This is a genomic window from Bradyrhizobium sp. 187 (assembly GCF_023101005.1).
Taxonomy (GTDB): domain Bacteria; phylum Pseudomonadota; class Alphaproteobacteria; order Rhizobiales; family Xanthobacteraceae; genus Bradyrhizobium; species Bradyrhizobium canariense_D.
In genome coordinates this window covers 3,828,288-3,841,542 of record NZ_CP064693.1, presented here as the reverse complement: position 1 = coordinate 3,841,542, position 13,255 = coordinate 3,828,288, and the positions used below count along the sequence as shown (strand labels likewise).

The following is a 13,255-nucleotide window of genomic DNA, read 5'->3' as shown; positions in this document are numbered from 1 at the left end:
CGCATCAAGAACGTGGATGCCCGGGACAAGCCCGGGCATGACGGCTGAGACCGCCGGTGCCCACGCGCCGGGAGCAGGGGAGCCCTGTCCGGCCCAAGTTCCCGTTGCGCGCGTTCCCCCCGTGCGCTATCCGGCCGGAAAGGCCTGAGGCGGCTTCGAAAATTTGCCCCGCCCTGCCAGCCAAACCGAGGACGGAAACCGCCATGCCAGCCTATCGCTCCCGCACCACCACCCACGGCCGCAACATGGCGGGCGCCCGCGGCCTCTGGCGCGCGACGGGCATGAAGGACGGCGATTTCGGCAAGCCGATCATCGCGGTCGTCAACTCCTTCACCCAGTTCGTGCCCGGCCACGTCCATCTCAAGGACCTCGGCCAGCTCGTCGCCCGCGAGATCGAGCAGGCCGGCGGCGTGGCGAAAGAGTTCAACACCATCGCGGTCGACGACGGCATCGCCATGGGCCATGACGGCATGCTCTACAGCCTGCCGTCGCGCGAGCTGATCGCCGACAGCGTCGAGTACATGGTCAATGCCCATTGCGCCGACGGCATGGTCTGCATCTCCAACTGCGACAAGATCACCCCCGGCATGCTGATGGCGGCGCTGCGGCTCAACATCCCTGCCGTGTTCGTCTCGGGCGGACCGATGGAGGCAGGCAAGGTCACCCTGCAGGGCAAGACCAAGGCGGTCGACCTGATCGATGCCATGGTCGCAGCCGCCGATTCCAAGGTCAGCGACGAGGACGTCAAGGTGATCGAGCGCTCGGCGTGCCCGACCTGCGGCTCGTGCTCGGGCATGTTCACGGCCAATTCGATGAACTGCCTCACGGAAGCCCTTGGCCTTGCGCTCCCCGGCAACGGCACGGTGGTCGCAACCCACGCCGATCGCAAACGCCTGTTCGTCGAGGCCGGCCACACCATCGTCGATATCGTGCGCCGCCACTACGAGCAGGACGACGCTAGCGTGCTGCCGCGCAATGTCGCGAACTTCAAGGCGTTCGAGAACGCGATGACGCTGGACATCGCGATGGGCGGCTCGACCAACACGGTGCTGCATCTGCTCGCGGCCGCCCATGAAGGCGAGGTCGAGTTCACCATGCGCGACATCGACCGGCTATCGCGCCGCGTGCCTGTCCTTTGCAAGGTCGCGCCGTCGGTCGCCGACGTGCATGTCGAGGACGTGCATCGCGCCGGCGGCATCATGGGCATCCTGGGCGAGCTCGACCGCGCCGGCCTGATCGACACGTCGGTCTCGACCGTGCACGCGCCGAACATGGGCGACGCGCTGGAGCGCTGGGACATCAAGCGCTCCAGGAGCGAGTCTGTCCGCACCTTCTTCCGGGCGTCGCCCGGCGGCATCCCGACCCAGGTCGCCTTCAGCCAGGAGCGCCGCTACGACGAGCTCGATACCGACCGCGAGAAGGGCGTGGTCCGCAACCTCGAGCACGCCTTCAGCAAGGACGGCGGCCTCGCCGTGCTCTACGGCAATCTCGCGCAGGACGGCTGCATTGTGAAGACCGCCGGCGTCGACGCCTCGATCCTGATATTCTCAGGCCCCGCCCGCGTATTCGAAAGCCAGGACGCCGCCGTGGAAGGCATTCTGGGCGGCAAGGTCGTTGCCGGCGAGGTCGTGGTGATCATCTATGAAGGCCCGCGCGGCGGTCCCGGCATGCAGGAGATGCTGTATCCGACCAGCTATCTGAAATCGATGGGCCTCGGCAAAGCCTGCGCGCTCGTCACCGACGGACGCTTCTCGGGCGGCTCGTCGGGCCTGTCGATCGGCCATCTGTCGCCGGAAGCGGCCGAAGGCGGCAACATCGGTCTGGTCAGGACCGGCGATCGCATCGCCATCGACATCCCGAACCGCAGCATCACGCTGGAGGTCTCCGACGAGGAGCTCGCCAGGCGCCGCGCCGCGGAAGAGGCGAAGGGCGATGCCGCATGGCAGGCGATCGGCCGCAAGCGCAACGTCTCGACCGCGCTTCAGGCCTACGCCGCGCTCACCACCAGCGCCGCGCGCGGCGCGGTGCGCGAGGTGAAGCGGCGCTCGAAGTAAGTGCGTCACGTGCGGGTGTGATCGCAAGCATCACGCATCGCGCATGGTCAACAAGTTCTGAACGGCCGGCGCAAGCCGGCCGTTTGCATTAAGGATGCCCCGATGAACTTCGGCAGCTCAGAATTTTGCGGCGTATACTGCCATCGATCTTCGCAAATCCGTTTCGGGCAATTGGGGCACCACAATAATGTCTCGCACTCTCGCTGTCGTTTTCTCAACAGTCGTCGCTGCGATTTCAATGACCGGCGCGGCTTCCGCCGGCTGCTACAATTGCTACACGCCGCCGCCGTGCACGACCTGCTACCAGCAGCAATACGTGCAGCCGCAATACCGCACCGTCGACGAGACCGTGATGGTGTCGCCCGGCTCCGTCGTGGCGCACCGCGCACCGGCGCAGTACCGCACCGTGATGGTGCCGCAGACCGTGATGGTGGCGCCGCCGAGCGTCCAGTACGAGCGCATCCCGCCGCAATACGCCACGCGCCAGCGCGTCGAGATGGTCCAGCCGGGCTATTCCTATTACGCCCCGGTGCAGATGAACTGTGCCTCCTGCGGGAACTGAGCCAAGCTAGCTTACGAAGAATTCAAGCGGCGCTCCCAACGGGGGCGCCGCTTTTCTTTGCAGCCAGCAAACGAGGCCCGGAAACGGAGGCGACTCCAAACCGGGCCTCGCAACCGGCGACGCCCTGGGAGATGTCGCCAGTGTCCGGGATCGCCGAGAGGGCATAGGGTAAGGGAACAGGCTGACGCTCGCCTGACAGATCCGATGCCGGGGAAGGGGCGGGCGCCAACTTCGCGTTGCCATGCGCCGTCGACTGCGTTAAGCGACAGCAATTCCGAACTTGGAAGGGTGGCCGAGTGGTTTAAGGCACCGGTCTTGAAAACCGGCGTGCCCGCAAGGGTACCGTGGGTTCGAATCCCACCCCTTCCGCCATAACACCAGCAAAATCAGCTACTTAGACTTGTAGATTGGCTCCAGCGCACAATCGAACGTACAATCAGCGCGCGCTATCGCGAGCCCGACATTGAGTCAATCTGCCGCACGTTGGCGGCCCAGACTGACGATCCGGTAGAGCGCGCGGCGCTGCTGGAGATCGCCGGCAACTACAGGAAAGCCCCGCCATGTTGAGGCGGCGCGAAGGGCCGCCAGGTGAGGCAACAGGGGTCCTCTGAAGGGCCGAGAACCTACGGCGAATTGACTATCTATTCTTGCGGAACCGGCGCCTAGTAATTCCATCACCGGCCCATCACGGCATATATCGGTGACTGAGAGCCACGTGCTCCCGCCAAATACGCGGAGCCATCTATGGTCAAGCTCATCCCTTCTCTCACTGAACGCCTAACTCAAATGGCGAGCGCCGCTCGAACCCGGGCCGAAGCAACGCCTCCGGGGCCAAAGCGGGAAGCTCTTTTGAAGGCCGCGCAGCTCAGTGAGAACGCGCTGCATATTCAGCAATGGCTGAGCTCCACGAGCTTGCGAAAGCCAACGTAACGATGGGTTCGCAAAGGCCCGCCAGCGTGAACCGGCGCATACGGCCGCCAACTAAGGCAACGTACTTCTACGTGTTCCGCTTATAAATACACGCGCAAGGAACAAACGAAGATTTATTATTAGCGCAATCTGTTCTCGCCCGGAGAACAACGGGCCCGCCGTGAACCGGCGGGCCTGGAGGCTCAGGCTTCGCCCTTCGTCGGGGCAGCCATTGCGGCCAGATCCATCGCGACGGAAACTGAAATCACCGGATCGACATGGCGTAGGTGCGGCTGCCTGACGTCCTCAAAGACATAGATCATGCAAGCTTTGAGGCACAATTCGGCAAGGTCGCGGACCTTGACGTTCGCCAAGGCAAGTTGTGCGGCCTTGAAGGCGTCGCGCGCCTTCTGATGCGCATCGAAGACCGCATCATAGTTGATCTCGTCCATGTGCTTATCGTAGCGCCGGCAATACTTCTTGTGAGCGCGGTGGGCGCCCGGCTGCGGATTGGCTTTTTGCCATTCGCCGCAAGCCTTCCATACCCTTTGGAAGTCCGCAGCCGTCAGCTTCAAGGCCTCGTTCGCTTCATCGAGCTTGTAATAGGCCTCGCGCATTGCGTCGCCGCATTGGGAGCCATCGAAGGCAAGCTTTGGCACGCTGGCTGGAAGCGGCGAGGCCAGCGCTTCTAGAGGCATGCTGGCTACGGAGGCTGCTGCTGCGCCGACGAATACGTTCATGATTGATCGCCCGCATGGGGCGAGATCAGCACGACACCGACGAACTCCCGGCAATGGAGCGACTGTGCCGCGACCTGGTGGAGGAGAGCAGGGTGACAGGCGAGGCCGGCGCGCTGCTTAAGATGGCCGAAAACTTCGGCCGTGAGGTTGCGAGACTAACCGTGGATAGGACCGTAGATTGTTCTCGGCGCAGGTGGAAAAGACGAGCGATTCAGCGAGGTTGAGCGGGCACCCCTTCCGCCACCTCCTAGTCCAATAGTGCCCAATCCGTCTTTCTGTTTCGAAGAAGCGCTTGATCTAAAACGGTTGGGTTCGTTGCTTGGGCTTGGTGGCAGCGCGGGCTCCAGCAGCGTGCCCACGTGGTCTGGTGCCGCTCTCGGCGCCGGAGCGGGCGGCCTCTCCATTCCCATGTTCGCAAGCGGCACCAGTTCGGCCCCGGGTGTACTCGCCATGGTGGGCGAGAAAGGTCCCGAACTGGTCAACCTTCCGCGCGGCGCGCAGGTTTTCAAGCCGTCAAGCGCGGAGAATGCTGGAGGATCAGAGCGGCCCTGCTGTGGTCATGCAGGACGGTGTGCTGGGAGTAGCTGCCGAACTTGTGGACTGGCCGCTCCGCCGCTACGATTTGCGGCATGGGACAGACCAAAAAGCTGATCGATTGCCACGACTGTGACCACCCGGTTTCACCGAGTGCGTCGGCCTGTCCAAATTGCGGCTCGAAGGTGCCGTTCGGTCCTCCCGTTCTTCACCGCAAAAGGCCCCCGGTCTATAACATCGAGGCGCGCAACGACCGCAACATGGTCGTCTTTGCCGTGACGCTGGGAGGCTTAGGCGCAGCTTACGGATTTGCGACAAGCGCAGGGCCGCTTAGCGCTGCGCTGCTGGTCACATCGTACGGCATGCTGGGTGTGTTGGTAGGCGTCCCGCTTGCGGCGTTGTTCAACGTCACGCGCCGGCTGTGGCGGTAGCGACCTCCGGAATCTGGGAAGTCTACGTACCAGCCCAGCGTCGCTCCCGGCGCTCTCATCCGCAATGAGCATGGGCCTAGTAAGGAAGCGGTGCCATTTCCACACCCGAGTGACAATCCGGGCCACCCCGAATTCCGGTAGTCTTACGGAATCCTTTTTCGGAACACGGTGTTCTACTGTGAGAACACCGGCGAGATTTAAGTACCAGTTTCTAATTTGCCCGGGATGGCCGCAGTGGGGGCTGGAACCACCCTGCGGCCTTTCGCTTTAGCGAAACCCATTTCTAAGTTGAGCCGTACCGTCTCGGAGGCGAAGTCGGCGGAGAATTCGTGAGCATTCAAATCATTATAGCCGCCATGTTGGAGCGCGAGCTAGCGGCGCGCGGCGTGCAATCGTTGGGACCTTCCGATTGCATAGAGATCGTCGAGAACCTGCTTGAGCGCTTGAAAGATCTGGATCGGGAGTTAGCTGCGCGAGGCGCAACGCGGCGGTAGGCTGATGGAGAGACGGCCCCGGGTTGGAGGGGCCGGGGACTGGTTAGACCGAGGCCGCTACGCGGGAGCTTTGGCATTCTCTTGTTCACGATGCAGGTCCGCAGGAGTCGCAGTCGATCGCGGATCGACATTTGCGATTGCGGTCTGGCAGGCGAGCAATCCGGTCATCGGGACGCGTCGCGCCGTGAGCACGATGAGCTTTAGATCGTCTTCCGGTGTCCAATGGTCAGTGCGTATTTGTCCGCTCCAGGCTCAAGATGCTGAGGCCAGTCAATTGCCGTGCAGAACAAGCCGCGTCGCTCGATTTCCCGTGCAAGAGCTTCCGCGCGCAGCCTCGCTGGCAATCCGACAAAACGCGCGCCGGCTAGCCTATCTGCTTGCACCTCTTGGCGAATGAACTCGTGCATCCGCAGAATGAAGTGGTCAGAGAGGCCTTCGAATTCGCTCATGCCAGCCAATCGCGTCAGTCAAAGATATAGGCAACCAGAAAGGTGGATGGCTGCCAAGCGATGAACCCAATCGCCTCCAGCGAAACAGCTGTGGCCAGGAGGGCTACAGCGCTGAAGGTGAGGTGAATGACGAGATCAAAAAAGTTGTGGGGCTCGTCTGCATCTGCAGTTTGAAATGCGGTTCTATTGGACATTCGAATATTCCTCTATTCGAGGTCATATCGAGTTCGACGCTCTCAGCCAAACGTTCGCTGGGGTTAACCTGACCGCTAAACCTTAACAGCGGGTCCAGTCCCTATGTGTCGCGGCACAAAACCGATCGACGGCCTTGATCAGTGCGTCCTTCAATCCACCACTCTGCTGCGGCTAACCTCAACAAGCGCAGGGATCAAAGCCGGCTGGCTGCAAGCTCGAAATACTGTGAACACGACGCCGCCGCCAAAGCCAAGGCGCTCACGCAACCCCGTTCGGCTTGTGGTGGTCTGCTCCCGACAGTGATTTGTCAGTTGCGGTGGAAATCGAGCGAGTGCGCGATTGTAGTGAAGCCTCGTCTCTGCATTCTATGGTCAGTGCCGCGAGGTCGTGCACCGCACGTAGAAGGAGTGAGGTCCGTTCGAAAAAAGTCGAAGATCAATACAGTTGACAAGAGACCCCTTCCGCCGGTCTATCCGACCGGGTTCTATCCGTCGGGTTTACCCGGACAGGTGATCGGTGAATCAGACATCCAATCCAGCTGCACTCGACAAGCTGAAGCTCCGCATTCAGGCGTTGCGTTCCAAGACCATCGCCAATGGCTGCACTGAGGACGAGGCGCTGTCTGCGGCCGCCAAGGTCGCCGAACTGCTGGATCGCCACGATTTGTCGCTGTCCGACGTCGAACTGCGGGCGTCGCCGTGCGAGCGGAAGGTCTACGAGACTTTTCGCAAGAAGCGAATTCCCCTGGACGACTGCATCGGGGCGATCGCTCGTTTCTGCGATTGTCGGGTCTGGCGCGAGAAGAACACGGCCGGCGAGAGCAGCTATGTGTTCTTCGGCCTGGGCGCGGACATCGAGGTCGCGCATTATCTGGCCGAATTGATCGACGGCGCCGTCCGCGCCGAGCTCGGCCGCTTCAAGACCTCGGTCGACTACAGCAGGTTCCGGCACCAGGAGCGGCATCTGGCCAATGCCTCCTTCGCGCTCGGGATGGTGGGGTCCATCGCGGACAGGCTGGTGGCGATCAAGGCCAGTCGCGATCAGATCAACGAAAGCACCGGCCGCGGGCTGGTGGTTCTCAAGACGTCGGTGGTCGATGCGGAGTTCGACAAGCTCGACCTGAAGATGCGGACCCAGCGCAGCAGCAGCCGGATGGTGTCGATGACGGCCTATGAAGCCGGCGGCGCCGCCGGCGCGTCGCTGGCCATCAATCCCGGGCTTGCAGGGTCGCAGTCAAGGACCGCTCCCAAAGGGAGCTGAGCGCGTCGGGGGAGGGCGTGCAGCGTCACCGTCATTGCAGTTCAGTCGATCGACTTCTCGAGCTTCTGGGCTGCCCGGAAGTCGTCCATGTGCTGCAGGTTGGGCCCATACGCAGCCTCCTTGGTCAGCAGGTGGTAGATCCGGGCCACGACGGTTTGCAGATGTTTCATTCGTCCGCGCGGCATCGCCCGGGCCTTGCAAAGGGCTCGGACCGCGTGCGCTCGGAAATAATCAAAAGCGTCTGACATCGCGGACTCAACGTCCCGCGAAACGATTGGTTCTTGGATTGGTCCTCGTTCGCGCGCCCCAAAGCGCCTCCAGGAACGCTGTCGAATGGGAGAACTTAGCTCGTCACGAAGCTATGGGATGGGCGAGGTATGTTCTTCTTTTTCTCGAACCGGCTGGGATGTCTCGGCTCGCTGCTGGTCTCCGGGTTGATCACTCTCGCGCTGCTTGTTCTGTTCGGGATCGTTCGGTTCTAACCGCCCGCGGGTTCAGGAACCTGGCCCTCGCTGACCCGTTGTTGGCACTCTCGTCCAGCCATGGAGGGCGCCCTTGGAAAGTACGATCATCGGAGAATTCGACACGCGCCGCGGCGCCGAGCTTGCGGTTGAGCATGTCGTGCAGGAATGCGGCGTGCCGCGAAGCGACGTCTTCGTCCAGCCCGTCGGTGGCGCGAACACGTCGGGGACACGCCCGGCCGGTCCTGACGCCAAGGCCGCGCCTGCGCCGGAGGGACACCAGAAGCTGGAAGGCCGCATCGAGGTCTCCGTGGATTTTCACGGCGATGCGCCTGAGAAGATCGCGGACGCCTTGAAAGGCGCAGGTGCGAAGACTGTCCGAACCAAGTAGCGGCAATGGGCGACTGTGGCGCCGGAATCCGCGCACGCTGGAACGGCCACTCTGGTTCTGAGTCGGGGAACCCCTTGCGCGGTCAGTGCGTTTCAACGCGAACGCAGATTGCGAGGTCTCCCTGCTTCAGAGCTCATCGACCCTGATCCCCGGCGACACCGTCTGGCGGCGGTGCGAGGCGCGGCGTGTGGCGGTTCTGAACGATGCTGCCGCTTATTTCGCGGCCCTGCGGCAGACCCTGCTGCAGGCGCAGGACCTCGTCTATATCGTCGGGTGGGATATCCATAGTGAGACCAGGCTGGTCGGCGAGTCCGGGCGAGCGGATGATGGCTTGCCGGAGCAACTCGGCCCATTCTTGCGCGCGCTGGTCCACCGCCGTCCCACCTTGCACATCAACATTCTCGTCTGGGACTTCGTCTCGTTCTACGCCTCCGAGAGGGAATGGAATTCCGCGGCCAAATTTACCGCCGACACAGATGGCCGCGTCCGGTTTCACCTGGATGCCACGCTTCCCTTTGGGTCGGCCCAACACCAGAAGATCGTCTGTGTCGATGGTTCACTGGCGTTCGTCGGCGGGCTCGATCTGACGATCAGGCGTTGGGACACCAGTGATCATCGCGCCGATCACGCATCGCGCTGTGATCCCCAGGGCAAGCCATACCTGCCGTTTCATGATGTTCAATGCGTGGTCGATGGGGATGCGGCGGCGCAGTTGTTCGACCTCGTGGAGCAACGCTGGCGCGCGGCGGGCCAACAAATTGATGATCGGCGCCCGCTGAAAAGCTTGCGCTGGCCGGCGATTGTGCCGGTCGAGGCTGAACATATTCCGGTGGGTATCGCCAGGACCGAGGTGGTTTGTCCGGCAGGTTCGACGCTCCGGGAGGTCGAACGCTCGCTGATTGCAGCGATGCGGTCCGCGACGAAATTCGTGTACATCGAGAACCAGTTCACCAGCGCCACCAAGATCGCGCGCGAATTGGCGGAGCAGATGCTGCGCGTGCCTTCGCTTCGGGTTCTGATCGTCACCCCAAAACTGCACTCCTCATGGCTGGAATCCCAAGCGATGCAGAACGGCCGGGGCGCTTTCATCGATTGCTTCAGTTCGGCCGGCGTCGCCGATCGCATCCGCTTCGTCTACCCGGTCTCGGGGAACGGGGATACGGAAGCGGCCGTGATGGTGCACAGCAAGCTCATGATCGTCGACGATCGGATCTTGAGGATCGGTTCGGCCAATTTGAACAATCGATCGATGGGTGCCGATAGCGAATGTGACCTGATCTTCGAAGCCGCATCAGACGAGCATCGGGAGTTCATCGCCTCGGTCCGCCGTCGCCTGATCGCCCATTTCTGCGGTCTCGATGAACAGACCGTCGCGCAAAACGAAGATCGTCTTTTTGCGCTCCTGGACGACGTCGCAAGCGGGACGAAGGCGCTGCGGGACGTTGAATCCTCGGTCCTGACCAGCGCTCTGGCCACGATGGTTCAGCCGGTGGCGGACCCTGAGGCGCCTCTTCATCTGGAGCGGGCGGCATCGCGGATGTGGAGCACGAAGACGATCATCGGGATGGTCTCGATCGCCGTGGCGCTTTTTGGACTGGCGATGGCCTGGTCCTACACGTCGTTGAGCGATTTCGCCGACGCGGGCCGGATGTCGACGCTTCTGTCTGCCTATTCGCAGTCCGTTTGGGGTCCGCCATTCGCGATTGCAGCTTTCGTCGTCGGCGGGTTGGTCGTGTTTCCGGTTCTCGTGCTCATTGCGGCGACTGCTGCCGCACTGGGACCATGGCTAGGCTTCGTCACCGCCATGACGGGGGTCGTGCTCAGCGCCTTTATCCTGTTTGCGATCGGACGGGCACTCGGGCGCGAACGCCTCCAGCGTTTGCTCGGACGACGTACCGCGCGCATCCAGGAACGTGTTGTCGGCAAGGGGATTCTGGCTGTCGTCGTCATCCGGATGATCCCGATCGCGCCGTTCTCAGTGGTGAATGTCGTGGCTGGCGCGAGCACGCTGCCTCTGCGTGACTTCCTGGTCGGAACGCTGCTCGGCATGACGCCCGGCATTCTCGCCATGGCAGTTTTGGGGGCTCAGATCGCTGATCTCGCCAGGAACGCGTCCTGGGTCAACATGTTGCTGCTCGCACTGGCGTTCCTGGGCTGGCTCGCGATCTGCGCCGGCGCGCAATTCGTCGCGACGTGGCTCGCCGGGAGGCGCTGATGCGCTTCATGACGTGGAATGTGCATGGCACCTTCAATCTCAATCCGAAGTTCGATCTGGAAGGGATCTGTTCCATCATTCGCAAATGGGCTCCCGATGTCGTCGCGCTTCAGGAGGTGGATTCGCGATCGCGATCGGACGATCCGTTTGCGAAGCTGGCGAGCGTCGTCGGCGATCACGGTGTTCACGCCAAGTCGATCGTCACGGCCGATGGCGACTACGGCCAGACGCTCCTGAGCCGCTTTCCATTCTCCGGCCCGCCCGAGATCGTCGACGTGTCGTATCGTGAGCGGGAGCCGCGCCGAGCGATCGCCGCGGGACTGCTGACACCGGTTGGCGATGTTCGCGTGGTGGCCACGCATCTCGGCCTGAGCATCCACGAGCGCCACGCGCAGGCTCAGGCGCTGGTGAGCCTGGTGAAACCTGGAAGGACCGTCGTCCTCGGGGATTTCAACGACTGGTTCTGGATCAAATCGGTGCGGCGCGTGCTCGCGCAGGTCTGCCCAAACCGTACGCGGCTGCGAACTTTCCCGTCGCATTTGCCCCTGCTGCGGCTTGACCGGATCTATGCGACGTCCGACAGCCCGATCGGGAAGGTTTGGACCGACGAAGGCGCGAGGGCCTATTCAGACCATTTGCCTGTTATTGCAGACATCGAGATCCCTGCGGGGTCAAACGCATCGAAAGTGCGATAAAAAAAGTGCTGTCTGCAGAAGGACTTGGCTACTGTGCATGGGGTTGTTTTCGCACATTATGCAGTCGGCCCGCAGTGCCGCTCAGCGGGACCACGAGGAACTCTTTCCTCACCTCAGCATTATCTGGCCATGACGGAAGACATTTCCTACCGGCGCAAGCCCTTGACTCCCGAGCAGCGGCAGGCGCGCGATGCGACACGCCGTGTCGAAGCCGAAAAAGCCATGCGCGATCATGAAGCTGCGCAGAAGGCGTTTTATGCGAACAAGGAACGGCTAAGGGCCGAACGGTTGGCACGTGAACAGACGGAGGCGAAGGGCTGACCGTACGCGGTCGCCCCGTCAAGGATGTCCTTGCCCGCGAGCGCCGGTCTCAGTGCCGGTGAGGGATGCGGGTCACGCTCAACGCCTGCTTCAGCGCCTGAACGGCACTTGCGAAAGGTCTGCGAGGCGATTGCGCCTCGATCGCTTCGGCTGCGACGCGACAATCGTCAGCGACCTTGAGCAACCCGCCTCGCGCGAGGTCCATGGTGGAGAGGGCTGCCTGCTCCAGGCAGACCCGTTCAAGCCGTCGAAACTCCCGCAGTTCTTTGTTCATGCGTCAGCTCTCGATGTCCCCGGCCATGCGGCGCTGAGTCTGCTTAATGAACAGTAAACATCTCTGCCTAGCCGGGTTGGCTGGCGTAGAGCTGGTGGGTGCCTTGGGCACGCCCAGCGGGCTTGACGGCGTTTGGCTTCCGCCGGAAGCTTCCAACGACCCTGATTTGAACCACGGAGACGTTCGCTTCCAGCCAGTCCGATCCCGATCAGCGAAAAACGAAATGGAGCTGACCATGACCACGTTCGACAAGCGCGAGCAGGGCTTTGAGGCCAAATTCGTCCACGACGAGGAGCTCATGTTCAAGGCCACGGCCCGGTCCAACAAGCTGCTCGGGCTCTGGGCCGCAACCCAGCTCGGCCTCAGCGGCGATGCCGCGGCCGGCTATGCGACGGCGTTGGTGACGGACCATCTGGAGAACCACTCGATGGACGAGATCCTCGACAAGGTGGCAGGCGATCTTGCCGCCAAAGGCGTCGCGCGCGAACAGGTCGCAGCCAGGCTTCAGGAATGCATGCACCAGGCGTTGCAGCAACTCGAAGCGGACAAGTGAAAGCAGGCCGGCCCTCGACGGCTGGGATCGGGAGGCGGGTGGTGTCTTGCGGAATATCTTGCGGAGTATCTTGGAGCAGCTTCCGCAAATGGGCCGGCGCGATCGCACTCGCTGCTACGATCCTGGTCGGCTGCTGCGGCGCTGAGGTATCGGCCACGCCGCTGACGCCATTTCGCTACGAGGCGCAGGCGCAGCGTCACTGCCCGCACGACCGGGTTGTCTGGCTCGATTTCAGCAAAGGTGTCTATTACGGCAAAGGCCAGAAGCGGTACGGCCAGGGTTTTGACGGCAGCTTCGTCTGCCTGAGCGAAGCCCGTGACAGTCTCTATCGGCGTTCGCTGCTTGGACTGCGGTAAGCGTATTGTTCGGGAAGTGCTGGGTGCTCAGGCGAAGGCCAATGCCACGAGGCTGGAGCACAGCAGGACCAGACCACCGGCGGTCAATGCCAGGAAGCCATCGGATACGAGGTCATGGTTGCGCATGGGACACCTGCCGCTCTCGTCTGCGATGCTCGATCGGATCGATTAAAAATGTCCGAACGCGCCGTCTTGAAAGGGTGATGCTTGCCGTCCGCGCGAGTGCCTCAGGCCCTCGTGCGGTAACCTTCAAACGCATGGGCCAGGAAGATCCCCGCGCTTACCAAACCCATCAGTGCCGAAACCGTCTCGATCATCGTCTCATTCCATTCCGCCCTGCACGCGAGAAAACGCGGGCGGC

At 62.3% G+C, this 13,255-nt stretch carries 16 protein-coding genes and 1 tRNA gene; 12 read left to right on the top strand and 5 right to left on the bottom strand.

The features are described from left to right. The first annotated feature begins 203 nt into the window (after positions 1-203). From ilvD to IVB19_RS18290, 3 genes are all read left to right on the top strand, one after another. On the top strand, positions 204-2,054 hold the full coding sequence (ilvD, locus tag IVB19_RS18300; protein WP_018457888.1) for a dihydroxy-acid dehydratase: 1,851 nt from the start codon (positions 204-206) through the stop codon (positions 2,052-2,054). Between the two features lie 238 nt (positions 2,055-2,292). Beyond that, on the top strand, positions 2,293-2,616 hold the full coding sequence (locus IVB19_RS18295; protein WP_018457887.1) for a hypothetical protein: 324 nt from the start codon (positions 2,293-2,295) through the stop codon (positions 2,614-2,616). A 282-nt stretch (positions 2,617-2,898) separates the two neighbouring features. Then, positions 2,899-2,988 (top strand) — tRNA-Ser (locus IVB19_RS18290). Positions 2,989-3,728: 740 nt separating this feature from the next. On the opposite strand, the gene IVB19_RS18285 is transcribed toward IVB19_RS18290, so the two are convergent. Beyond that, positions 3,729-4,265: a hypothetical protein gene (locus tag IVB19_RS18285; RefSeq protein ID WP_085358631.1), complete on the bottom strand. Its 537-nt coding sequence runs from the start codon at positions 4,263-4,265 to the stop codon at positions 3,729-3,731. A gap of 629 nt (positions 4,266-4,894) precedes the next feature. Here IVB19_RS18285 and IVB19_RS18280 point away from each other — a divergent pair. Continuing rightward, the gene (locus IVB19_RS18280; protein WP_018457874.1) at positions 4,895-5,230 is read left to right on the top strand and encodes a hypothetical protein; all 336 of its coding nucleotides are present in this window, start codon (positions 4,895-4,897) and stop codon (positions 5,228-5,230) included. Between the two features lie 329 nt (positions 5,231-5,559). Then, positions 5,560-5,724: a hypothetical protein gene (locus IVB19_RS18275; RefSeq protein WP_018457873.1), complete on the top strand. Its 165-nt coding sequence runs from the start codon at positions 5,560-5,562 to the stop codon at positions 5,722-5,724. Positions 5,725-5,924: 200 nt separating this feature from the next. Here IVB19_RS18275 and IVB19_RS18270 read toward each other — a convergent pair whose 3' ends face one another. Together IVB19_RS18270 and IVB19_RS18265 are read right to left on the bottom strand one after the other, a co-directional pair. Beyond that, a complete protein-coding gene (locus tag IVB19_RS18270; RefSeq protein WP_018457872.1) occupies positions 5,925-6,173 on the bottom strand; it encodes a hypothetical protein in 249 nt (82 codons plus the stop codon). Between the two features lie 14 nt (positions 6,174-6,187). After that, on the bottom strand, positions 6,188-6,367 hold the full coding sequence (locus IVB19_RS18265) for a hypothetical protein (RefSeq protein WP_018457871.1): 180 nt from the start codon (positions 6,365-6,367) through the stop codon (positions 6,188-6,190). Between the two features lie 517 nt (positions 6,368-6,884). On the opposite strand from IVB19_RS18265, the gene IVB19_RS18260 reads away from it, so the two are divergent. Then, positions 6,885-7,628 carry a DUF7168 domain-containing protein gene (locus tag IVB19_RS18260; RefSeq protein WP_018457870.1) on the top strand — a complete coding sequence of 248 codons (744 nt, stop codon included), beginning with the start codon at positions 6,885-6,887 and terminating at the stop codon, positions 7,626-7,628. Positions 7,629-7,669: 41 nt separating this feature from the next. Here the strand turns inward: IVB19_RS18260 and IVB19_RS40455 are convergent, their stop codons facing one another. Next, positions 7,670-7,876, bottom strand: a complete 207-nt coding sequence (locus IVB19_RS40455; protein ID WP_007591053.1) for a hypothetical protein — start codon at positions 7,874-7,876, stop codon at positions 7,670-7,672. A gap of 307 nt (positions 7,877-8,183) precedes the next feature. Here IVB19_RS40455 and IVB19_RS18255 point away from each other — a divergent pair, with 307 nt between their 5' ends. The 4 genes from IVB19_RS18255 (at position 8,184) to IVB19_RS18240 (ending at position 11,711) form a co-directional block, all read left to right on the top strand. Further along, positions 8,184-8,480 carry a hypothetical protein gene (locus IVB19_RS18255; protein ID WP_018457868.1) on the top strand — a complete coding sequence of 99 codons (297 nt, stop codon included), beginning with the start codon at positions 8,184-8,186 and terminating at the stop codon, positions 8,478-8,480. A 187-nt stretch (positions 8,481-8,667) separates the two neighbouring features. Then, positions 8,668-10,695 carry a VTT domain-containing protein gene (locus IVB19_RS18250; RefSeq protein ID WP_085349854.1) on the top strand — a complete coding sequence of 676 codons (2,028 nt, stop codon included), beginning with the start codon at positions 8,668-8,670 and terminating at the stop codon, positions 10,693-10,695. Further along, positions 10,695-11,390 carry an endonuclease/exonuclease/phosphatase family protein gene (locus IVB19_RS18245; protein WP_039800285.1) on the top strand — a complete coding sequence of 232 codons (696 nt, stop codon included), beginning with the start codon at positions 10,695-10,697 and terminating at the stop codon, positions 11,388-11,390. The genes IVB19_RS18250 and IVB19_RS18245 overlap by 1 nt, the downstream gene beginning before the upstream one ends. A gap of 129 nt (positions 11,391-11,519) precedes the next feature. Continuing rightward, positions 11,520-11,711: a hypothetical protein gene (locus tag IVB19_RS18240; protein ID WP_018457865.1), complete on the top strand. Its 192-nt coding sequence runs from the start codon at positions 11,520-11,522 to the stop codon at positions 11,709-11,711. Between the two features lie 49 nt (positions 11,712-11,760). Here IVB19_RS18240 and IVB19_RS18235 read toward each other — a convergent pair whose 3' ends face one another. Beyond that, entirely contained in the window at positions 11,761-11,985 is a 225-nt protein-coding gene (locus tag IVB19_RS18235) for a hypothetical protein (protein WP_018457864.1), read from the bottom strand. Positions 11,986-12,220: 235 nt separating this feature from the next. On the opposite strand from IVB19_RS18235, the gene IVB19_RS18230 reads away from it, so the two are divergent. Both IVB19_RS18230 and IVB19_RS18225 read left to right on the top strand, forming a co-directional pair. After that, entirely contained in the window at positions 12,221-12,538 is a 318-nt protein-coding gene (locus tag IVB19_RS18230; RefSeq protein WP_162847233.1) for a DUF1476 domain-containing protein, read from the top strand. Between the two features lie 41 nt (positions 12,539-12,579). Then, positions 12,580-12,894: a hypothetical protein gene (locus IVB19_RS18225; protein WP_085349855.1), complete on the top strand. Its 315-nt coding sequence runs from the start codon at positions 12,580-12,582 to the stop codon at positions 12,892-12,894. Positions 12,895-13,255: the final 361 nt, after the last annotated feature.